The 21294-nt window shown below is 71.0% G+C and carries 21 protein-coding genes and 1 pseudogene; 16 read left to right on the plus strand and 6 right to left on the minus strand.

The features are described 5' to 3' along the window. From I0C86_RS29195 to I0C86_RS29230, 8 genes and pseudogenes are all read left to right on the plus strand, one after another. A partial coding sequence (locus I0C86_RS29195; RefSeq protein WP_196204527.1) for an acetyl-CoA carboxylase carboxyltransferase subunit alpha occupies window positions 1–1104 on the plus strand: 1104 nt, incomplete at its 5' end. Then, entirely contained in the window at window positions 1101–1793 is a 693-nt protein-coding gene (accB, locus tag I0C86_RS44780; protein ID WP_196204528.1) for an acetyl-CoA carboxylase biotin carboxyl carrier protein, read from the plus strand. The genes I0C86_RS29195 and accB, both read left to right, overlap by 4 nt. 19 nt (window positions 1794–1812) lie before the next feature. After that, window positions 1813–3222 carry an acetyl-CoA carboxylase biotin carboxylase subunit gene (locus tag I0C86_RS29205; RefSeq protein WP_196204529.1) on the plus strand — a complete coding sequence of 470 codons (1410 nt, stop codon included), beginning with the start codon at window positions 1813–1815 and terminating at the stop codon, window positions 3220–3222. Continuing rightward, the gene (locus tag I0C86_RS29210) at window positions 3219–4172 is read left to right on the plus strand and encodes an SRPBCC family protein (protein WP_196204530.1); all 954 of its coding nucleotides are present in this window, start codon (window positions 3219–3221) and stop codon (window positions 4170–4172) included. The genes I0C86_RS29205 and I0C86_RS29210 overlap by 4 nt, the downstream gene beginning before the upstream one ends. After that, window positions 4165–4566, plus strand: a pseudogene (locus I0C86_RS29215) (cupin domain-containing protein); the annotation flags it as partial. The gene I0C86_RS29210 and the pseudogene I0C86_RS29215, both read left to right, overlap by 8 nt. A 155-nt stretch (window positions 4567–4721) precedes the next feature. Continuing rightward, window positions 4722–5993 carry a beta-ketoacyl-[acyl-carrier-protein] synthase family protein gene (locus I0C86_RS29220; RefSeq protein ID WP_196204532.1) on the plus strand — a complete coding sequence of 424 codons (1272 nt, stop codon included), beginning with the start codon at window positions 4722–4724 and terminating at the stop codon, window positions 5991–5993. After that, complete coding sequence (locus I0C86_RS29225) at window positions 5990–7270, plus strand: beta-ketoacyl synthase N-terminal-like domain-containing protein (protein ID WP_196204533.1); 1281 nt, start codon at window positions 5990–5992, stop codon at window positions 7268–7270. Before I0C86_RS29220 ends, I0C86_RS29225 begins: the two co-directional genes overlap by 4 nt. Continuing rightward, window positions 7255–7590, plus strand: a complete 336-nt coding sequence (locus tag I0C86_RS29230; RefSeq protein ID WP_230394974.1) for an antibiotic biosynthesis monooxygenase family protein — start codon at window positions 7255–7257, stop codon at window positions 7588–7590. Before I0C86_RS29225 ends, I0C86_RS29230 begins: the two co-directional genes overlap by 16 nt. Window positions 7591–7605: 15 nt before the next feature. Here I0C86_RS29230 and I0C86_RS29235 read toward each other — a convergent pair whose 3' ends face one another. Continuing rightward, window positions 7606–8019 (minus strand): YybH family protein, encoded by a 414-nt coding sequence (locus I0C86_RS29235; RefSeq protein WP_196204534.1) that lies wholly within the window; start codon window positions 8017–8019, stop codon window positions 7606–7608. 114 nt (window positions 8020–8133) lie between these two features. Between I0C86_RS29235 and I0C86_RS29240 the strand changes: the two genes are divergently transcribed. Continuing rightward, the gene (locus tag I0C86_RS29240; RefSeq protein ID WP_196204535.1) at window positions 8134–8439 is read left to right on the plus strand and encodes a winged helix-turn-helix transcriptional regulator; all 306 of its coding nucleotides are present in this window, start codon (window positions 8134–8136) and stop codon (window positions 8437–8439) included. 78 nt (window positions 8440–8517) lie between these two features. Then, window positions 8518–9942, plus strand: a complete 1425-nt coding sequence (locus tag I0C86_RS29245) for a BNR repeat-containing protein (RefSeq protein WP_196204536.1) — start codon at window positions 8518–8520, stop codon at window positions 9940–9942. 47 nt (window positions 9943–9989) lie between these two features. On the opposite strand, the gene I0C86_RS29250 is transcribed toward I0C86_RS29245, so the two are convergent. Then, on the minus strand, window positions 9990–10391 hold the full coding sequence (locus tag I0C86_RS29250) for a hypothetical protein (RefSeq protein ID WP_196204537.1): 402 nt from the start codon (window positions 10389–10391) through the stop codon (window positions 9990–9992). 123 nt (window positions 10392–10514) lie between these two features. Then, the gene (locus I0C86_RS29255) at window positions 10515–11096 is read right to left on the minus strand and encodes a TetR/AcrR family transcriptional regulator (RefSeq protein ID WP_196204538.1); all 582 of its coding nucleotides are present in this window, start codon (window positions 11094–11096) and stop codon (window positions 10515–10517) included. A 124-nt stretch (window positions 11097–11220) separates the two neighbouring features. Between I0C86_RS29255 and I0C86_RS29260 the strand changes: the two genes are divergently transcribed. Continuing rightward, window positions 11221–12732, plus strand: coding sequence for a DHA2 family efflux MFS transporter permease subunit (locus I0C86_RS29260; protein ID WP_196204539.1), 1512 nt, complete (start codon window positions 11221–11223; stop codon window positions 12730–12732). A 52-nt stretch (window positions 12733–12784) separates the two neighbouring features. Next, complete coding sequence (locus tag I0C86_RS29265; protein ID WP_196204540.1) at window positions 12785–14242, plus strand: serine hydrolase domain-containing protein; 1458 nt, start codon at window positions 12785–12787, stop codon at window positions 14240–14242. A gap of 101 nt (window positions 14243–14343) precedes the next feature. Here I0C86_RS29265 and I0C86_RS29270 read toward each other — a convergent pair whose 3' ends face one another. Further along, the gene (locus I0C86_RS29270; RefSeq protein WP_407676365.1) at window positions 14344–15765 is read right to left on the minus strand and encodes a glycosyl hydrolase family 18 protein; all 1422 of its coding nucleotides are present in this window, start codon (window positions 15763–15765) and stop codon (window positions 14344–14346) included. Window positions 15766–16167: 402 nt separating this feature from the next. On the opposite strand from I0C86_RS29270, the gene I0C86_RS29275 reads away from it, so the two are divergent. The 3 genes from I0C86_RS29275 (at window position 16168) to I0C86_RS29285 (ending at window position 18140) form a co-directional block, all read left to right on the plus strand. Next, window positions 16168–16464 carry a DUF6582 domain-containing protein gene (locus tag I0C86_RS29275; protein ID WP_196204541.1) on the plus strand — a complete coding sequence of 99 codons (297 nt, stop codon included), beginning with the start codon at window positions 16168–16170 and terminating at the stop codon, window positions 16462–16464. Between the two features lie 152 nt (window positions 16465–16616). Next, window positions 16617–17273: a DUF4240 domain-containing protein gene (locus tag I0C86_RS29280; protein ID WP_196204542.1), complete on the plus strand. Its 657-nt coding sequence runs from the start codon at window positions 16617–16619 to the stop codon at window positions 17271–17273. Window positions 17274–17372: 99 nt separating this feature from the next. Next, a complete protein-coding gene (locus I0C86_RS29285; RefSeq protein WP_323373905.1) occupies window positions 17373–18140 on the plus strand; it encodes a sulfite exporter TauE/SafE family protein in 768 nt (255 codons plus the stop codon). A 77-nt stretch (window positions 18141–18217) separates the two neighbouring features. Here I0C86_RS29285 and I0C86_RS29290 read toward each other — a convergent pair whose 3' ends face one another. Next, window positions 18218–18976 carry a zf-HC2 domain-containing protein gene (locus I0C86_RS29290; RefSeq protein ID WP_196204543.1) on the minus strand — a complete coding sequence of 253 codons (759 nt, stop codon included), beginning with the start codon at window positions 18974–18976 and terminating at the stop codon, window positions 18218–18220. Between the two features lie 118 nt (window positions 18977–19094). Between I0C86_RS29290 and I0C86_RS29295 the strand changes: the two genes are divergently transcribed. Next, window positions 19095–19676, plus strand: coding sequence for a sigma-70 family RNA polymerase sigma factor (locus tag I0C86_RS29295; protein ID WP_196204544.1), 582 nt, complete (start codon window positions 19095–19097; stop codon window positions 19674–19676). A gap of 98 nt (window positions 19677–19774) precedes the next feature. On the opposite strand, the gene I0C86_RS45210 is transcribed toward I0C86_RS29295, so the two are convergent. Continuing rightward, window positions 19775–21238, minus strand: a complete 1464-nt coding sequence (locus tag I0C86_RS45210) for an ATP-binding protein (RefSeq protein WP_323373906.1) — start codon at window positions 21236–21238, stop codon at window positions 19775–19777. Window positions 21239–21294: the final 56 nt, after the last annotated feature.

The raw sequence follows: 21294 nt of genomic DNA on the forward strand, positions 1-21294 counted from the left end.
GTGCGCCAGCCCGCAGCCGCAGTGCGCCAGCCCGCAGCCGCAGTGCGCCAGCCCGCAGCCGCAGTGCGCCAGCCCGCAGCCGCACTGCGCCAGCCCGACGGCGGCAGCTCCGGACAGCCCGCCGGCGGGAGCGCCCCGCCCCGGACCGGAACCGACCGCGAGCGGCCGGTCGACGGGGCGAGCGATCGTCCGGTCACGGTCCAGCCCGAGCGGCCGGGCGCAGCGGGCGGCGAGCACCTGCGACAGCGCAGCCGGGTCGAGGTGACCGGGTCGGGCGGCGGAACCGATGCCTGGCGGATCGTCCGCTCGGCCCGGCATGCCGGGCGGCCGACCACGCTGGACTATCTGGCCACCGCCTTCGACGGTTTCGTCGAACTGCACGGCGACCGTCTGGGCCTCGACTGCGCGGCGATAGTCGCCGGCCTGGCCCGGCTCGGCGACCGGTACGTGGCCGTGATCGGACACCAGAAGGGCCACCTGCCCCGGGAACTGCGAGCCCGCAACTTCGGCATGGCCAGCCCGGCCGGCTACCGCAAAGCACTGCGGGTCATGCGGCTGGCCGCCGGGCTGGGCCTCCCGGTGGTCACCCTGATCGACACACCGGGCGCGTACCCGGGAGTCGAGGCCGAGCAGCAGGGCCAGGCCGGTGCCATCGCCGAGAGCATCCTGGCGATGACCGGTCTGCGTACTCCGGTTGTGGCGGTGATCATCGGTGAGGGCGGCAGCGGTGGCGCACTCGCGCTGGCCGTGGCCGACCGGGTACTGATGCTGCGGAACGCCGTCTACTCGGTGATCAGCCCCGAGGGCTGCGCCGCGATCCTCTGGCAGGACCGGGCCGCCGTGCCCCGGGCCGCCGACGCGCTCCGGCTCACCGCACCGGATCTGCTCCGGCTCGGTGTCGCGGACGCGGTGATCGCCGAGCCGCCCGGCGGTGCGCACCGGGACCCGGCCGCGGCGGCCGTGCTGCTCCGCCGAGCCCTGGTGGACAACCTGACACCGCTGCTCGACGTGCCCACCGAGGAACTGATCCGGCGACGGCGCCAACGCTTCCGCCGGTACGGGGCGGCGGCCAGCGTCAGCCCGGTCGGAACGGGGTCCCGATGACCAGGGCGTCGGTCGCCGGGAATCCGGAGTTGGTGGTGCCGGTCGGTGGGCCGGCGGACCTTGCGGGGGAGCCGGAGTTGGTGGTGCCGGTCGGTGGGCCGGCGGACCTTGCGGGAAACTCGGAGCCGAAGCCGGCGGGGGTTCCGGCGTCGGATTCGGACCCGGATTCGAGCCCGGATTCGGAGTCGGAACCGGAGCCGGCGCCGGTCGGCGGGACGGCGGAACTCGCCGAACTGTGCCGGCAGGCGGGCCGGCTGGTGACGGAGACCGCCGGGCCACTGCGCCGGATCCGCCTGCGCAGCGGCGAAGCCGTGCTGGAGATCGAGTGGCATGGCGGCGAGGCCGTTGTGGGCCCGGGTACCGGTGCCGCCGCGCTGGCGGGCAGCGCGGCCAATTCCGCTCCGTCCGCCGTACCGGCGGTCACCGGAGCGGCCATCGGCAGCGACGGCCGCCGGACCGTCCTCGCGCCGATGGTCGGCACCTACTACCAGGCGGCCGAGCCCGGTGGCCCACCGTTCGTCGAGGTCGGCGACAAGGTGGAGCCCGGCCAGGTGGTCTGCATCGTCGAGGCGATGAAGCTGATGAACGAGGTGGTCGCCGACCAGGTCGGCAGGGTCGTCGAGGTACTCGTGCACGACGGCGAACCGGTCGAGTTCGGACAACCGCTGATCGCTCTGGTGTCCGCATGAGCGCAAGGACGGTGCGGCCGTGTTCGAGAAGATCCTGATCGCGAATCGAGGCGAGATAGCGCTCAGGGTGGCGCGGGCCTGCCGCGAACTGGGCGTACGCTCCGTCGCGGTGTACTCGGTCGCGGACCGGGATTCCGCCGTCGTACGCCTGGCCGACGAGGCGGTCTGCATCGGGCCGGCGGACGCCCGGCAGAGCTACCTGAACGCCGCCGCCATCATCGAGGCGGCCCGGAAGACCGGGGCCGAGGCCATCCATCCGGGCTACGGCTTCCTGTCCGAGGACGCCGACTTCGCCGAGATCTGCGCAGACAACGGGTTTGTCTTCATCGGGCCCCGGCCCGAGGTGATGGCGGCGCTGGGCGACAAGTCGAAGGCGCGGGCGTTGATGGGCGACGCCGGTCTTCCGCTTCCGCCGGGCAGCCTGGCAACCCTCGACACGGTGGCCCAGGCCAGAGCGGTGGCCGAGGAGATCGGCTACCCGGTGATCATCAAATGCGCCGCCGGTGGTGGCGGCCGGGGCATGTCGGTCGTGCACTCCGCCGAAGACCTCGCCTCGGCGTACGACCGGACCCGGGTCGTCGCGCAGGCCGCGTTCGGCGACGACCGGGTCTACGTCGAGCGCTATCTCAACCCGGCCCGGCACGTCGAGGTGCAGGTGCTCTGTGACGGGTACGGCAACGGCGTGCACCTCGGGACCCGGGACTGTTCGGTGCAGCGGCGGCATCAGAAGCTGATCGAGGAGGGTCCGGCGCCGGCGTTGTCGGGAGTAACCCTCGACGCGATCGCCGAGACCGCCCTGCGTGGCGCGCTCCGGGCCGGCTACACCGGGGCCGGGACCTTCGAGTTCCTGGTCGACGAGGCGGAGCGCTTCCAGTTCATCGAGATCAACTGTCGGATCCAGGTCGAGCATCCGGTGACGGAGATGATCACCGGTGTCGACCTGGTGCACGAGCAGTTGCACATCGCCGGGGGCGTACCGCTGCGGCTGCGCCAGGAGGACGTACGACTCCAGGGTGTCGCCATCGAGTGCCGGGTCAACACCGAGGACCCGGACCGCAACTTCCTCCCCACTCCCGGCCGGCTCACCAGGTTCACCCCGCCGAGCGGGCCCGGCACGCGGACCGACACCCACGGCTATCCGGGCTACCTGGTCGGCCCGTACTACGACTCGCTGCTCGCCAAGGTTGTGGTCTGGGCGCCGGACCGGGACCTGGCGCTCGGCCGGATGGAACGGGCGCTGCACGAGTTCGAGGTCGACGGCCCCGGCGTACACACCACCATCCCGTTCATCCGACGGGTCCTCGACGACGCGGGATTCCGCAAGGGGCGGTACTCGACCGGACTGGTCGACCGACTGCTCGGCGCGCCCGATTCGGCGAAGGAATCCGTTCCGGCCAGTTCGGCGCATCTTTCGAGGAGGACCAGATGACCGTGAGACACGAGGACCCGGCGTTGGCCGAGCCGTTCCGACCCGGAGGGGAGCCGGTCCGCAGTGTGGCGGAGCCCGGCGGGCCGGCGCAGGCGACCGAGGCGGAGATTATCGCGATCCTGGTCCGGCACTGCGGCCTGGACGCCGGGGCCGCGACGGCGGCGCCGACGGCCTCGCTGGAGCAGCTCGGCATGGACTCGTTGGCGCTGCTCGAACTGCAGGCGGTGGTCGCGGACCGTTACCGGGTCCAGCTTCCGGAGGAGGCCGGGCAGTTCAGCATCGAGGAGATCTCCGACCTCGTCGTGCGGCAGTCCGCTGCGGAGGCGGGAGCGGCCGGCCCGCAGGACGGACGACCCGCCGGGGGCGACGGTCGACCCGCCGGTGGCGACGGTCGGCCCGGTCACACCGAGAACAGCGTGGTGATCGCGGCCCCGCCGCAACTGGTCTGGGAACGGACCAACGACGTCGCGAGCTGGACGGGGCTGTTCACCGAGTACCAGTCGGTGCAGATTCTCGAACAACAGGGCGACACCGTCCGATTCCGGTTGACCATGTATCCGGACGAGAACGGTGTGACCTGGAGCTGGGTCAGTGAGCGCACCGCCGATCCGGCCCGGCGCGAGGTGCACGCGCACCGGGTGGAGACCGGGCCCTTCGAGCACATGCGGATCCACTGGCGGTACGACGAGGTGCCGGGCGGTACCCGGATGACCTGGACCCAGGACTTCGAGATGCGCCCGACCGCCCCGGTGACCACCGCCCAGATGACCGACCGGATCAATACCAACAGTCGGGTGCAACTGGACCTCATCCGGGACAAGCTCGAGCGGATCGCCGCCGAACTCGCGGCCGGCGCCCTGCCGGAGCAGTCGGTCGGCATGTCCGCCGGATCGCCGGCCGCCGGACCCGTCGGCACGGCGGCCGTGACGGTCGGGAGCGGCGATGAGTGAGCACGATCGCCGGCTGATGGCCGCCCGGGACGTCGCGCCGGACCGCCGCCGGGGCGGCGAGATCCGCGTGCTGCTCGGCCCGCGCACGGTCGGCAGCACCTCCGGCTTCATGGGCGTGGCGAACCTCGCCCCGGGCGAGCGCATCGCCGAGCACTACCACCCCTACAGCGAGGAGTTCCTGTACGTCGCCCGTGGTGAACTGATCGTCGATCTCGACGACGAGCCGGTGCCGGTACGTACCGGAGAGGCCCTCTACATACCGGTCAATGTCCGGCACCGGCTGCGCAACGTGGCGGACGGGCCCGCCGAGGTGGTATTCCAGCTCGGGCCGCTCGCGCCTCGGCCGGAACTCGGGCACGTCGACACCGAGTCGGCTGCCTCTGCGGCGGAGGCTGCGTCTGCGGCGGAGGCTGCGTCTGGGGCGGAGGCTGCGTCTGGGGTAGCGGCAGCGTCTGGGGCAGAGGCAGTGAATGCGGCGGGGGCGGAGGCGGCGACCCTTGGCGGCCGGCGGGAGGCCGGGGTTCTCAGCGGCCGGTCCGAGGCCGCGCCGTGACCGGGCGGCGGGCCGTGGTGACCGGAATCGGAGTGGTCGCCCCGGGTGGAGTCACCCGGGGCAGCTTCTGGGACACCATCACCGCCGGCCGGACGGCCACCCGGCGGATCACTTTCTTCGACCCGTCGCCGTTCCGCTCCCAGATCGCCGCCGAGTGCGACTTCGACCCGGTCCGGGCCGGCCTCACTGACGCGGAACAACAGCGGTCCGACCGGTACGTCCAGTTTGCCCTGGCGGCCTCGATCGAGGCACTGTCGGACAGCGGTCTGGAGTTGTCCGACCCGCTGCGGGAGCGCGCCGGGGTGGTGCTCGGCTCGGCGGTCGGCGGCACCACGCTGCTGGAACGGGAGTACGTGGCGGTCAGCGACTCCGGCGCGGACTGGCTGGTCGACCCGGACCGGGCCGGACCGTTCCTGTACCAGGCTCTGATGCCGAGCAGCCTCGCCGCCGACGTCGCCTGCCGGCACGGGCTGCACGGCCCGGCCCAGGTGATCTCCACCGGTTGCACCTCCGGAATCGACGCGATCGGGTACGGCCAGCAGTTGATCGAGGACGGCGAGGCCGACGTGATGCTGGCCGGCGCCTCGGACAGTCCGATCTCACCGGTCACCGTCGCCTCGTTCGACGCGATCAGGGCGACCACCCCGGACAACGACGATCCGGCGCACGCCTCCCGCCCGTTCGACCGGGACCGGCACGGGTTCGTGCTCGCCGAGGGTGCCGCCGTGCTCGTCCTGGAGGAGGCGGAACACGCCCGGCGGCGCGGCGCCCGGGTCTACTGCGAGGCCGCCGGGTACGCCAACCGGAGCAACGGTTACCACATGACCGGTCTCCGTCCGGACGGCGTCGAGATGGCGCTGGCGATCGACGACGCGATGGCGCAGGCCCGGTGTGATCCGGAGGACGTCTCGTACATCAGCGCACACGGCTCGGGCACCCGGCAGAACGACCGGCACGAGACGGCGGCATTCAAGCGGGCGCTGGGCGGCGCGGCGTACCAGGTCCCGATCAGTTCGATCAAGTCGATGGTCGGGCACTCGCTCGGTGCGATCGGCGCGATCGAGATGGCGGCCTGCGCGCTCGCCATCGAGTTCGGCGTGGTGCCGCCGACCGCGAACTGGGTCAACCGGGACGCGGAATGCGACCTGGACTACATCCCGAACGTGGCCCGGGAACTTCCGGTGCGGGTGGCGTTGTCGGTGGGCAGCGGGTTCGGCGGCTTCCAGTCGGCGATGGTCTTCACCCGGTTCGACGGGGCGGAACGGTGACCGCCCGGGCGGTGATCACCGGGATCGGCGTGGTCGCGCCGAGCGGAATCGGTGCGGACGCGCACTGGAAGTGCGTCCTCGCCGGTCAGAACCGGATCGGTCGGATCACGCTGTTCGATCCGGACCGGTACCCCGGCCAGTTGGCGGGGGAGGTGGCGGACTTCGACGCGCTGCACTACGCCGACAACCGGCAGGTGGTGCAGACGGACCGGTGGACGCATCTCGGGTTCGCCGCCACCCGGCTCGCGCTCGCCGACGCGGCCCTGCCGGAGGTGGCCGACGATCCGTACGGCTACGCGGTGACCCTGGCCAGTTCGTCCGGCGGCAACCTGTTCGGTCAGCGCGAACTCCAGCGGCTCTGGCGCGGCCCGGCCCGGACGGTGGGGGCGTACCAGTCGATCGCCTGGTTCTACGCGGCGAGCGTCGGTCAGATCTCCATCCGGCACCAGTTCAAGGGCCCGTGCGGGGTGCTCGCCGCAGAGGCCGCCGGTGGGCTGGACAGCCTGGCGCACGCCGCCCGCATGATCCGTCGGGGTACTCCGGTGGTGCTCGCGGGCGGCACCGAGTGTCCACTGAGCCCGTACGCGCTGACCTGCCAGCTCCGCAGTGGGCTGCTGAGCGCGTGCCCCGAACCGGACCGGGCGTACCGGCCGTTCGACGTGGCGGCCAGCGGGTACGTTCCGGGCGAGGGCGGTGCGGTCTTCGTGGTCGAGGATCTGGACCACGCCCTGGCCCGGGGCGCGGACACCATCTACGCCGAGGTCGCCGGTTGGGGCGCGAGCCACGACGCCCGGCACACCGACCAGCCCGCCGGCGCCGGCCCGCTCGACGGTGGCGATGTCGACGGTACCCAGTACGCGCGGGCGATCCGACTCGCCCTGACCCGTGCCCAGATCGACCCGGCCGAGGTGGACGTCGTCTTCCCGGACGCGCTCGGCGTGCCCCGGTACGACCGGAGCGAGGCGGCGGCGCTGCGCACGGTGTTCGGGCAGCAGCCGCCGCCGGTGACCACGCAGAAGCCGTTGACGGGCCGTGCCCACCAGGGCGGGTCAGCGCTGGACGTCGCCACCGCCCTGTTGGCGATGCGGCACGGCACACTGCCGCCGACCGCTGGCCCGGACCGCCCGGCGCCCGGCTGCGAGCTGGACTTCGTCCGGGAGTCCGGGCCACGGCGGGTGGACGTCGCGCTGGTCTGTGCCCGTGGATTCGATGGTTTCAACAGTGCCGTGGCGCTGCGGCGCGGCCCGGTGGAGGTGTCCAGATGGCGGAGAGTATGACCGAGACGGCCAAGGGACGGGTGGTGTTCCTGATCCGGGTGCCGCAGGATCGCACCGCGGCGTTCCTGGATGCCTACCAGCGGATTCGTTACCAGGTCGCCGAGGGGGTGGACGGACACCTGGTGGACCAGGTGTGCGCGTCCCCGACCGATCCGGAACAGTGGCTGATCACCAGCGAGTGGGTCTCGCTGGGCCACTTCGAGGCGTGGGAGCGCAGTCCCGAGCACCGGAAGCTGGTCGGTCCGATGCGGGCCTGCATGACCGAGGCGAAGTCGATCCGGTTCGAGGTCCGGGAGCAGACCTCGGCCCGCCGTTCCTGACCCCGGCCGGGGCCGCTACGCCGCCGCGGTGCCGAACGGGTTGTCGATGACGTACCGCCAGCGGCCGTCGGGGCCACGTCGTGCCACGTCGGTCGCGGTGCCCTCCAGGTGCACCCGCTGGCCGTCGGTGCCTGTGCCGTCGATCTTCCAGTCGACGAGAAGCAGGGCGACGTCGTCGGCCACGTAGACGTGTCGTGGGCGGACCTCGATCGGCAGGCCCAGGGCCAGGAAACGTTGGTTGGCCGCCGCCCGGGCCGGCCCTGTCACGGGTCGACCCGGCGTGGGGACCAGGACCGCACCCGGTTCATAGACCCGCTCGACGGCGGCGGCGTCCCCGGTGTTGAAGGCACGAGCGAAGATCCGGGGATGTTCGCCTGGGTCGTCGGTCAGGCCGACACTGTCCGGGTGGATGTTGAACTCGAACGTCATGCGCTCAGCCAAGCCGACGCTGTCGCAGGTAACCAAGCGGTTAGTAGCGGCTGGGATCGGGATCTGGTCCCGGACGGTCGAGGCGAGACACGGCGTCCGGAGCCGACGTGCCCGGTGGAGGTCGCGCTCGCCGCCGTGAGCGGTCGGTGGACGACGCTCATCCTGCGCGAACTGATGCACGGGCCCCGCTCGTTCGGTCAGCTACGGGTCGCGTTGCCGACGCTGAGCGCCAAGGTCCTGAGCGAGAGACTGACCAAACTGGTGCGGCACGACCTGGTCGAGTGCCGCCGCCAGAAGGGTTTCCCGTCGCAGGTCGTCTACCGCCTCACCACCGCCGGCCAGCTGCTCAGGCCGTTGCTCATCGAGCTCTACCGGACCGGGGACGCACTGCTGCGTCAGTCCCGGCGACTTCCAGATTGACGGATGTGGATGTAAATTGAATCCGTTCATCTGGCGGCGCCCGTACCACCGGGGGCGCCACGCGCGAGGGAGAACCTCATGTCCGCCCCGTCGTCCCGCCGGACCGCGCTGACCGCATCCGTCGTGCTCGGTCTCGTCGCCGGAATCCTGGTCCTGCCCGACCGGGCGGTGGCGGCGGCGCCGGTGATCACCCGGCTCGGCGACACCCAGCTCGACGCGACGGCGCTCTACTTCGTCTCCTACGACGGACTGGTGAACAACAACTCGTTCGCCGACGGCATCGTCAGTCACGCCGGATACCAGTACGCGGCCTGGTACACCTCGACCCGGCACGCCGTCCTCGCCCGTCGCCAACTGCCCTCCGGAGCCTGGCAGACCCTCCGGCTGCCGCACCAGTTGACGGCGAACGACTCGCACAACTCCATCTCCCTGGGCATCTCCCCGGGCGACGGACGGCTGCACATCGCGATGGACACCCACGACACCGACATCCACTACCTCAGGTCCGAGGCCGGGCTCGTCTCCGCGCCGGGCTCCCGAAGCTGGGAGGCCGGCCGGTTCGGCGCGGTGCAGCGTAGCCTCGACGGCCTCGGACTCGGCGCCATGACGTACCCGCAGTTCCGCCTCGCCCCCGGCAACCGGCTACAGCTCAGCTACCGCACCGGCCGATCCGGCAACGGCACCAACGAACTGGCCGAGTACGACGGCTCCACCTGGCGCCGGTTCGGCCGTTGGCAGTCGGCGTCCGGGTCGTACTCCGCCAACGGGGCGACCAGCACCACCCGGAACATGTATCTGCACGGGCTCAGCTACGGCCCCGGTGGCCGGCTGCACGCCGCGTTCACCTGGCGGGAGGGCAACTCGGCGGTCACCTGCAACAGCGGTGGCCTCACCAACCACGACACCGGATACGTCTACAGCGACGACCAGGGGCGGACCTGGCGCAACAATGCCGGGACCCTCGTCGGCACCACCGGCGGAAGCGGTCTGGTGTCGATCTCCAGCCCGGGACTCGTGGTCGATCCGCTGCCGCCGAACTACGGGCTGATCAACCAGGAGAGCCAGGACGTCGACTCGGCCGGCAACCCGCACGTCATCATCAGCTACGTGCCAGGCCGGTTCACCTCGTGCGTCACCTCGTACGCGTCCGCGCGCCGCGCCAACGGCCGGGCCTTCCACCTGCTCCGCAACTCCTCAGGGGGCTGGCGCAAGGTCGAGATCCCGGTCGCGCTGAACGCCACGGGCCGGTCCCAGCTCGTGCTCGACGCCGCCGACAACGCGTACGTCGTGCTGCCGTACGGCCGGATCGTCACCGCCAGCAAGGCCAGTGGCTACACCGACTGGACCGTACGCTTCGACGGCGCCGGCCTGAGCGCCTTCGGCGAGATCGTGGTGGACCGGACCCGGGTGAAGAGCGACGGCATCCTGTCGATCATGTACCAGCGGACGTCCAGCGGTAGCACCCCGTCCCCGATCCGGGTCGTCGACTTCCGGCTCGGCTGATTTCCCCTGGGGTATGACCGGAGGTCAGGGCCCGACGTCGGGCGGCCTCAGAGTTCCCTCAGGTGATACTCCCCGTCCGGATTCACGACCTCGTAGAGCAGGTCGAACCCGTCGGCCCGGCGGGGTCGCCGGGTCAGCTGGCTGTACTCCGGTTGGAGTTCGAGGATCCAGGGCATGCCGATCTTCGGCGGCCGGGCCCAGTACCCGACCACCCGGGCGCCACGATCCGCCGCGACGAGCAGAACGGCGCGTCGGCTGCTCTGCGACGGGGCGTCGACGATCGCGTCCCGACCGGTCCCGAGAATCCGTTCGACCTGTTCGGCCAGTTGCCGGTCACGGTGCCGTTTCACTGTCGGATCGGGGCTGACGCGTACCGCCCCGGCGGGCAGTTCGCGTTCCAGGAAGGCGTCTCCCAGCGACAGTGCCATGAGGACGACGACGGTCTGCACCCCTTCTTTGTAACCACCGATGGCAACGGTCAATCGGATCGACCAGGGTCCGTACGGTGTCGACGTTCCCCGTCAGAGCATGTGGATAGGTTCGTGCTGCCGGTCCCGTCGGCCCCGCCGGCCCTACGGTCTCGGTGTCATCCCAGCGAGAAGGACCTTGAGTACGCGCTCGACGTACTCGTGTGTCAGTGGCTCCTGAGTGATCAGCAGCCTGAAGTACAGCGGGCCGGACAGGATGGCCATGGCCACGTCCAGGTCGAACTCGGATGAGAGCTGCCCCTGCTCCTGGGCTCTCCGCAGCCGGGCGACGGTCCGGTCGGCCTGGGGGCGGATGAAGCGTTCGTTGAGCGCGGCGGCGACCATGGGATTGTGCTGGGCCTCGCCCACCAGGGCCCGGTAGAGGGGGCCCAGTGGCGGTTGGCCCAGGAGGTCAACGGCCGCGTGGATCTGTTGGCGCAGGTCGGCCACGATGTCGCCGGTGTCGGCGTAGTGGAGTCCGGGCTCGTTGGGTGTGAGCACCGCGTCGAGGAACAGGGCGCCCTTGGATGGCCAGCGACGGTAGATCGTGTGCTTGCCGACGCCGGTGCGGGCCGCTACCGCCTCGATGCTGAGTTTGGCGTAGCCGACTTCCTGTGCCAGTTCCAGCGTGGTGCGCATGATCGCCTGGGTCCGGTCGGCGGCTCTGGTGAGGCGGTCGTCACTCATCCCGCCACTCTAACGGCACGGCACGTGCCGTTGACAATCCTCGGCCGCTTGTCCAGACTGAGCCCGATTCATAACGGCACGGCACGTGCCGTGCCGCACTGAATGTCGTTCGCAAGGAGCCTCGATGACGATGAAACGCGCGCACCGCTGGTTGATCCTCATCGTGCTGTGTCTGAGCACCGTGGTGCTGGTCATCGACAACATGGCGCTCACAGTCGCGGTGCCGTCGCTGGCCGCGGAGCTGGGCGCGAGTCCGCAGGACACGCAATGGATCCTGGACTCCTACATCCTGGTCTTCGCCGGTCTGCTGCTGACCGCGGGCAGTCTGTCGGACCGGTACGGCCGCCGCCGTGTCATGGTCATCGGCCTGACACTGTTCGGGGCGGCCTCCCTCGCGGCCGCCATCGCCGCCGATCCGGTCCAACTGATCGCCGCCCGCAGCGTGATGGGCGCCGGAGGCGCGCTGATCATGCCCAGCACACTGTCGATCCTGATCACCGTCTTCGACGCCGCCGAACGGCGCCGGGCCATGGCATGTTGGAGCGCGGTCGCCATGCTCGGCCTGGTCGGCGGGCCGGTGCTGGGCGGTGCGCTGATCGCCCACTTCCACTGGGGCGCGGTCTTCCTGATCAACGTCCCCATCGCCGCCCTGGCCATCGTCGCCGCGTTCGTCCTGATGCCCGAGTCCAAGGGCCCGGCAAGCAGGCTGGACCCGCTGGGCGCGGTGCTGTCGACGGTCGGCATGACCGCGCTGATCTGGACGGTCATCGAGCTGGTGCACGGCGTCTCCCGGCCGGCGCTGACGACGGCGGTTCTCGCACTGGGCGCCTTCGTGGCGTGGGAGTTGCGCACACCGCATCCGATGGTGCCGCTCGGCCTTTTCCGCCACCGCGCGTTCAGCGGGGGCAGTCTCTCGCTGGCCCTGGTGCAGATCGGCAACGGCGGGTTGCTGCTCATCCTCACCCAGTACCTGCAGTACGTCCTCGGCTTCACGCCCACCCAGGCCGGCCTGGCCTTCATCCCGATGGCGGTCGCCTCGCTCGCCTTCAACACCCTCGGCGCCACGGTCGCCTCCGGGATCGGCCAACGGACGCTGATCGCCTCCGGACTGACCTCCATGGCCGCGGGGTTCGGCGTGCTGGCCACCCTGTCGCCCGGCACGGGGTTCGTCCAGCCGGCCGTCGGCCTGTTCCTGCTCGGCGCGGGCGGCGGACTCGCCATGCCGGCGGCCGTCTCCGCCCTCATGAGCACCATCCCTGCCGAGCACGCCGGCGTCGGTTCGGCCCTGAACGACACCGTCCAGCAGGCGGGCGCCGCGCTCGGCGTGGCCGTCCTGGGCAGCATCGTGTCCGGCGCCTTCACCCACACCATGTCCACGTCGGCGCCCGCCCATGCCGCCCGGTCCATCGGTGACGCACTGGCGGTGGCCGAACGTACCGGCGACACCGTCCTCGCGGACGCCGCACGCCACGCCTTCACCGCAGCCATGTCGTCCGCCTTCGTGATCAGCGCCGCGGGGGTGCTGACCGCTGCCGCCGTGGCCCTGATCGTCCTGCGCGAGCGGAACGGCGCGCCCCGCCCGGCACCCCGGCCAGCGGCGGCGCGGGAGCTCACGACGGCCGCCCGCCCCCGCTGACCTGTCCATCTCTCCATATCTCCGATCACCTGATCGATCGAAAGGAAGTGCGATGTCCGAGACAACGAGCGGGAACGCCGACGGCGACTGCAAGACCCAGGGCGCCCGGGGTGTACGGGACTCGGCCGGCCGGCGATTCGACGTCGACCGCTGGCAGCGGCGGCTCGACGAGCTGCGTGCCGCCCATCATGTCCCCGGTGCGAGCCTGGCCGTGGTGGTCGACGCGCAGGTCCACGAGTTGGCCAGCGGGGTGCTGCACCGCGGCACCGGCGTGGCGGTGACCCCGGACTCGGTGTTCCTGTCCGGCTCGATCGCCAAGGTCTACACCGCCACCCTCATCCTGCGGCTGGCCGACGAGGGGAGGCTCGACCTGCACGCGCCGGTCGTGGACGTGTTGCCCGAGTTCGCCACCCCCGACCCCGAGGCCACCAGGACGATCACCATCCGGCAGCTGTTGTCGCACACCGGTGGCGTGACCAACGACTTCAACTTCGACGGCGGCCGGGGCGACGACTGCCTCGCCCGGTACGTCGAGGCCGCCCGTCGGGTCGCGCTGGACTGCCCGCCCGGCACGGCCATCTCGTACGGCGGCCTCGGCTACGTCGTACTGGGCCGGATCATCGAGAGGCTCACCGGCCTGACCTGGGACCAGGCCCTGAAGAACCTCTTGTTCGAGCCGCTCGGCCTGGAACGCTCGATGACGCTGCCGGAGGAGGCTCTGCGCTTCCGCGTCGCCATGAGCCACCTGGGTGAGGCTGGTGCCTGTCCCGACCCGGCGCCGTTCTGGGACCCGATGCCCCGCTCCGTCGGCCCGGCGGGCAGGGTCATCGTCTCCGCCGGCGACATGGCCCGCTTCGCCCGGATGCACCTCGACGGCGGCCTCGCGCCCGACGGCACCCGCGTCCTCTCCGCCGGCGCCGTCGCCGCCATGCGACACCGCGAGGTCGACGTGCCCGACAAGTGGACGGTCAGCGCCGACGGGTGGGGTCTGGGCTGGACGCTCTACGACTGGGACGGCATCACCGGTTACGGCCACGACGGCGCCGCCATCGGCCAGTACGCCTACCTGCGCGTCGTCCCGCACGCGGGCGTCGCCCTGGTACTGATGACCAACGGTGGCGCGGCCCGCCTGCTGTACGCCGACCTGTTCCGCGAACTGCTCGCCGAACTCGCCGGCGTCACCATGCCGGCACCGTTCGCCCCGGCGTCCGTACCGCCCGTGATCGACCTCGCGCCGCTGCTCGGCACGTACCGGCGCGAGGGCGTCGTTCTCACCGTCTCCCGCAAGGACGACGGCTCGCCCCACCTGCGGTACGAGTTCGTCGACGACATGAAGGACCTGTCACCGCCCCTGGAGATGGACCTGGAGCCGGTCACCGACACGGTCTTCGCCGCCTCCGGCGCGGGCCCGTCGTTCAGCGAGGACTACATGCCGGTGGTCTTCTCGACCCTCACCAACGGCACTCAGGTCTGCTACGTGGGGATGCGCGCCGCCCCCAGGACCGCCTGACGGGACGGCCGGTGAGGTGGGGGTGCGTCGTACCCCCGGAAGGACCGACCGCGGTCCGGCCCGGCCGCTCGTGGCGGCCGGGCCGGTGGCGGGCACCTGGATCAGGCGGGTAGCCGCCAGACCTGGTTGGCGCCGCCGAAGCAGTCCCAGATCTGCAGCCGGGTGCCGTCGGCAGAACTGTTGTCGGTGGCGTCCAGGCACTTGTTCGAGGCCGGGTTTCGCAGCGTGCCATTGCCCTGGGCCTGCCACACCTGTGCTCCGGTGCCGTTGCAGTCGTAGAGCTGCACCTTCGCGCCGTTGGTCGTCGCGGCCGCGGTGATGTCGGCGCACTTGCCGAGCGCCCGCAGCGTGCTGTCGGTACCGACCGTCCAGCGCTGGGCGTTGCTGCCGTTGCAGGCGAAGAGCTGGACCGCGGCGCCGTTGGCGGTGGACGCTCCGGCCACGTCGACGCACTTGCCGCCGATGCCGGTGATCTGTCCGGTCGGGCCGCCGGTGGGCGGCGTCGTGCCGCCCATCACCGTGTCGTAGATGGCGCTGACCAGCGAGGTGGCGTTGTTGGTGTCCTGGGAGAGTTCCCAGTTCATCATGCCGCCGGCATTGGCCAGGGCCCACTGTGTCTTACGCTTCACGGTCGGGATGCCGTTGTAGCACTGCTGCGCCCCACCGGCGGTGGTGCAGTCCCGGTTGGCGTTCGCCGGGTCCATCGCGACCAGGGCGGAGTAGGTGTGGTACCCGGGTCGGCTGTAGAACGGCACGCCCAGTACGGCCTTGCTGGCCGGCAGGCCACGGGACTTCCAGATGTTGACGCTGTTGATCGACCAGTCGTAGTTGGCGTGCGGGCTGCCGCCGTCGTACGCCATGATGTTGAGCCAGTCGACGTAGCCGAAGACGGCCGGCTGCACCCCGTTCACGCTGCCGCCCTCGGAGACGACGGCTGCGGTCAGCAGCTTGCCGCGACTGCGCAACTGGTCGCTCAACTGCTGCATCAGCGCGGTGTAGTTGTTGGCCGAGGTACCCGGGTCCGGATACTCCCAGTCCATGTCGACGCCGTCCAGGTTGTACTGGGTGACGAAGCTGATCACGCTGTTCACGAACGTGGTCCGGCTGGACGCGTTGCCGGCCAGTGCCTCGAAGGCCGAGTCGTCACCGTCGTTCCAGCCGCCGATCGCGATCGACACCTTGACGTTGCTGCCATGGGCCCGTGACACCAGCGTGGAGAGCTTGCTCGGGTTCTCCACCGCCCGCAGCGTCCCGTTCGCGTTCGGTAGGACGAAGGCGTAGTTGATGTGGGTCAGCTTGCCGTACTGGATGGTGTTGACGTCGCCGGCCCAGCTCGGCATGTAGCCGACGCTCTTGAAGCTGTTGGGCAGGACGACGGCCTCGGCGGGGGAGTCCGGGGCGATGGCGAGGGTGGTTCCGGCCGCTGCGGTGGCGAGCGCGAGCGCCCCGGTGGACAGGATGGAGCGGGCGGCGTGGCGACGTCCCGGCCGGTGGGCCCGCTCGGCGCTCATGGTGGATGACATCAACGATCCCTTCTGTCGCTGGCGCCTCAGTGGATCGGTCCGACCCGTGCGCCGCCGCCCGCCCTCGGCGCGGGCGCACGGACCGGTGGTGGAGGGTGCTGCAGAGGCCGCCGGTGCTGGGGGTGAGCAGGTTCCGGCGCCTCTGCCGGGGGCGGGTCGGGATCGATGTGGCTGAGTGGCTGAAACATTAGGAAAGTTAACTAATAATGTCAATGCATCGTTGTCCTGCAGTTTCGCCCGCCTCCGGCGGCGGGTTTCCGAGGCGGTTCGGCGTGGGCGGGGCCGTCGGGCACCGCCGGGCGGACCGGCGCCGAACCCGCCCGATTAGCCCTGGCCATGCGGGGTAGGAGAAATTCGGACCGGAGGAACCGGATCGGAAGCGACGAGCGAGGAGGGACCGGGATGAAGACCACCTGGAAGCCCATCGACCAGCACGGCGCGATCTCCAGCAAGCAGTCCCGGGAGCTGCCGGACAGTGCGTTCGCCTTCCCCGACAAACGCAAGGAACCGCTCACCGACGCCTCGCACGTGCGGAACGCCCTGGCTCGGTTCGACCAGACGCACGGCGTCAGCGACACCGAGCGCGACCAGGCGTTCGCGAACATCCTCGCGGCGGCGAAGCACTACGACATCCAGGTCGCCGAGTCCGACTGGCGGCAACTGGGCAAGCGGCCGCACACGCCGAACCCGGCGCACTGAGACCCGCCGGCGTGGTTCGCCGTCTTCTCCACACCATCGCTCCGGCCGCGCTGTAGACAGGTACGCGGCCCGCTCGGCGGACAGGTGCTCGGCCTGCTCGGCCCGCCACTCCCCGGCGTTGCCCGAGCACGTCGGTGTGATCGAATCCAGCAGTGGATACCGAGCGGTGCTGGGCGATCATCGAGGCGGCGCGGGCCGAGGCCGGCACGGAGTGGGACGAGCTGGACGAGCGGCTCGAGCAGGCGTTGGTCGGCCGGTTGGTGCGGTTGCCGTTGAGCGACATCGTCGCGTTCGAGGTCCGCTTCGAACAGTTGCGGTCGCGTGTCGACCGCGAGGACCTGTTCATGGCGGCCTTCCTGATTCACCACGGCTGTGGCGACGACTCGTTCACCGACTTCTGCGCCGGAGTCGTCGGGCTCGGCCGTGACTGGTACGGCCGGGCGCTGGCCGATCCCGACAACCTCGCCGGACATCCAGCCGTCCAGGGCGTCGCCGCCGGCACGGTAAACACCAGCGTCCTGCTGACCACGGGCTTTCAGTTCGCGCCGCTGCACGCGTACGAGCAACTCTCCGAGGGAGATGACGGCGCGTACTACCAGGCCCTGGACGCTGCCGAGAAGTCGGCGTCCGGCGACGACGTCCCGCCCAGCCCGTTTCCTCCGCTGCCGCGGCGGCTGGAACGGCTCGCGGCGATGTTCCCGCAGCAGCAGGTTCTACTCGAGCAGTTCTACCCGGACCTCACCGGGGCTCCCGATCGCCCGACGGGATCTGGGAGGCCCGACGGGGAAGACGCAGCCGACTGGCTGTGAACATGGTGGGTTCGGCACGGAGGAAACCGGCTGGCGCGGCTCGTGTGGTGAGGACGCCGACGGAAGCGAGGGGGACGACGTGAGCTCGCCGAGATCGTGGTGATCGCGGCCGTCGGGTTCGCCGCAGGCACGATCAACGCCGTCGCCGGTGGTGGCTCGCTGCTCTCCTTCCCCGCCTTGCTGTGGCTGGGCCTGCCACCGCTGGCCGCCAACGTCACCAACACGGTCGGGCTGCTACCCGGCTACCTCGGCACCGCGCTGGCGTACCGCCGGGAGTTGGCGGGTCAGCGTCGGCTCGCCGTGGTCAGCGGCCTGATCGCGCTGGCGGGGGCCGGGCTTGGGGCGGCGCTGCTGCTTCTGTTGCCGCCCGACGTGTTCACCCGGGCCGTCCCGTTCCTACTGGTCGGGGGCTGCGTTCTGATCATCGTCCAGCCGAGGCTGTCCCGACTGCTGCGGGCGCGTACCGGCGCCGGAGACATCGGCACCGGCCGACAGGGCGCCGTCACCGGTGCGCATCCGATCTGGGCGTACGGCGGCATCCTCGTCGCCGGGGTGTACGGCGCCTACTTCGGCGCGGGCCTCGGCGTCATGCTGTTCGCGGTTCTCGCCACCGTGCTCAACCTGGCCCTGCAGGAGGTCAACGCGATCAAGGGCTGGCTTTCCCTGTTGATCAACGCGTTGGCGGGCATCGCGTTCACGGTCTTCGGACCGGTGCACTGGGTGGCGGTGCTGGTGCTCGCCACCACCAGCCTTGCCGGCGGGCATCTCGGCGGTCGGCTGGCCCGGCGCCTCTCCGACCGGATGCTCCGGCTCTGTGTCCTGGCGGTCGGCATCGCCGCCGCCGGCTGGCTCGTCGCCACGAGCTGAACCGCGACGTGGCCCAATGGAGTCGGTGGCCCGGCGGAGTCGGGCAACCCGCTGGGAGTCGGGCAACTCGGTGGGAGTCAGGCGGCCCGGCGGTGACTGCGGGCCTGCGCGGTCCGTGGCCCGCTGCGGACCAGCCGCAGCCGTGGCGGCGCTGCGACCTGGTCCTCTTCGAAGGTGGCCCGCCACGCCGACCCACGCCGCCGTTCGTGCCGGGTGGGCGGCCCGTCCGACTCGAAGGTCGGTCGGGACAGCCCGAGGATGATGAGATAGCCGGCCACGATGAGCCCGTGGCTCAGGATCCGGCCGAGGTCGACCCGCCCGGCTATCGCGTCGTTGACGGAGAGCAGAGTGAGGACCGCGACGAACGCCGTGAGCGTCGGCACCAGGCCCAGTGGCCGGGTCCGGCGGATCGCGATCCAGGCGAATCCGGCACCGAGCGCGACGTTCCAGGCTGCCGACTCGTGCCACAGATGGTTGGGGCCGCCGCCGAGGACGACATCGAGACCGTGCGGATGGCCGGCATCGCCGATTCCGGCGATCTGTGCCGCGCCGAGCAGGAACTGGGCGACGCCGACGACGCCGAGTGCGATCCGGAGCGTACCGGCGAGGCGGGCCCGGCCCGGACCCGGCGCGGCCGCGAGGAGGTCCTCGTCGACCGCCATCGGCGGCCGGACGACACTGGTCCGGGCGAGCCGGTTGAGTGCCGTCGCGCGGTCCAGCCAGATCCGGCACTCCGCGCAGCCGGCGAGATGGCGATCTGCCGCAGCCCGCTCCGCCGGCTGGTCCTCGCCGTCCAGCCGGGCCGACAAGGCTTCCCGGTATTGTTCGCAGCCCACACTGACATAGTCGGCTCCCGGCCGGCCCTGGTTCCCGGCGGGGTACCGGTTCCTTCGACATTTTTGCATGCCCACCGGGGGTATCCGAGGCAGCGGCTGGTCCGGGTAGCTTTGGGACATGTCTTCCCCCGCCGTCGACAACGACGAGATCACCAGATGGGCGCTGGCCGCCAAGGCCGGCGACCGCTCGGCGGCGGCGGCCTTCATCCGGGCGACCCAGCACGACGTGCACCGGTTCGTCTCGCACCTCGTCGGAGCGGGGGAGGCCGAGGATCTGACCCAGGAGACATACCTGCGTGCGATGCGTGGCCTGCCCGGCTTCGCCGCCAGGTCGGCCGCGAAGACCTGGCTGCTGGCGATCGCCCGGCGGGCCTGCGCGGATCACATCCGGATGTCCATGCGGCGACCACGCGTGGCGTCGTTGCCGGACTGGCAACTGGCCGCCGACGCCGAACTCGCCAGGGAGAGCACCGGGTTCGAGGGCGCGGTCGAGCTGGCCCGACTGCTGGCGGACCTGCCACGGGATCGCCGGGAGGCGTTCGTCGCGACCCAGGTGGCGGGCCTCAGCTACGCCGAGGCGGCCGAGGTCTGCGACTGCCCGGTCGGCACCATCCGGTCCAGGGTGGCCCGCGCCCGCGAGGATCTTGTCGCGGCGATGAGCTCGGACGGCACCGGCCGGCGACTCCGCTCGACCAGCTGACCGCCCAGCGTCGCCCGGACTCCGGACCCCCGGATCCCGGAAGCCGGCAACGGAATCCCGTAACCGGAACCCCGCGACCGGAACCCCGCAACCGGAACTCAGGCCTCCGTACCGTCCGGGGTTCCGGGCTGAGGCCCGGCGATCGGCAGGCTGACCCGGAAGCTGGTACGTCCCGGTTCGGAGTCGACCCGGATGTCCCCGTGATGCTTGTTGACCACGATCCGGTACGAGATGTCCAGCCCGAGCCCCGTGCCGTCGCCGATCGGCTTCGTCGTGAAGAACGGCTCGAAGATCCGGGAGCGGACGTCGGCAGGAATCCCGGGGCCGGTGTCGGCGACCTCCACCACGACCCGATCGTCCTTCCGCCCGGTGCGTACGGTCAGCACGCCGCTCTCGCCGATCGCGTAGAGCGCGTTGTCGACCAGGTTGGTCCACACCTGGTTGAGTTCGGCGGCGTAGACCGGGATCGCCGGCAGGCTGCGGTCGTACTCCCGGACCACCCGGACCCCGGGCTTGATCTTCGAGTTGAACATCGCCAGCGTGGCATCCAGCAGGTCGTGCACGTCGACCGTCTGGTTCGGGGCCCGGTCGAGCTGGGAGTACTGCTTCGCCGCCCCGACCAGGCCGGTGATCCGGCCCAGGGCGTCGTCGATCTCGCCCAGCAGCAGCTCGGTCTCGACGGTGTACGTCAGCCACCGGATCGCCGGCTCCAGGTCGTCCGGCCGGACCGCCGCCGTCACCTGCTCCAACCACGGTACGTCGATCCCACCGGCGGTCAGCGTGGGCGCCAGGTCCCAGCCGGACGTGACGTCGTGCTCGTCCAACCAGTCGGTCAGGGTGTCCTCGGCGTCGCTGGTCTCCAGGGGCGAGAGGGTGGGTGCCGAGGCGGCCTTCTTGACGGCCGTCTCCTGGAGTTCCACCAGGCGTTGCAGGCGTGCGCCGTCGAGCCGGCCGTCGGCGATCATCGCGAGCTTGTGCCGCATCCCGGCCACCCGGTCCCGGAGCACCGACGTGGCCCGGACGGCGGCCGCCGCCGGATTGTTCAGTTCGTGGGTCAGTCCGGCCGACAGCGAGCCGAGCGCCTGCAGGCGTTCCCGCTCGCCGACCACGGTCTGCGTGGTCCGCATGCCGAGGAACAGTCCGTCCAGCAGGTGCATCGCCATCGGGAACCAGCGCCGCATCGCGGTGCTGATCACCTCCGCCGGCAGGGTGAAGAGCGTGACGTCGGTGATCGCCCGCATGCCCTGCAGGTAGGTCTGCACCCGCTCGTCGTTCAGGTACGGCTGGGTCGCCCCACCGTAGGCGCCGCGTTGGCTGCTCCGGCTGATCTCGACCCGGTCCCCGCGCACCAGCCGGGTCAGTGACACCGTGCCGTCGAGCAGCACGTAGAAACACTGTGCCGGCTCACCCTCGACGAAGATGTCGGTGGCGGCCGGCAGCCGCTTGACCCGCCCGTGTTCGTGGATGTACGCCAGCTTCTCGTCGTCCAACGACTCGAACAGGAACAGCGTCCGTAGCTCGTCGGCCGCCAGCCGTTCGCCCGCCTCGGTCATCCCGGTCATCCCGTCATCCGATCCGGAACCCGTGGCCGCATCCTCGGGCAGCTTCCTGCTACTGG

Origin of the sequence: Plantactinospora alkalitolerans (genome assembly GCF_015690345.1) — a bacterium.
GTDB classification, from domain to species: domain Bacteria; phylum Actinomycetota; class Actinomycetes; order Mycobacteriales; family Micromonosporaceae; genus Plantactinospora; species Plantactinospora alkalitolerans.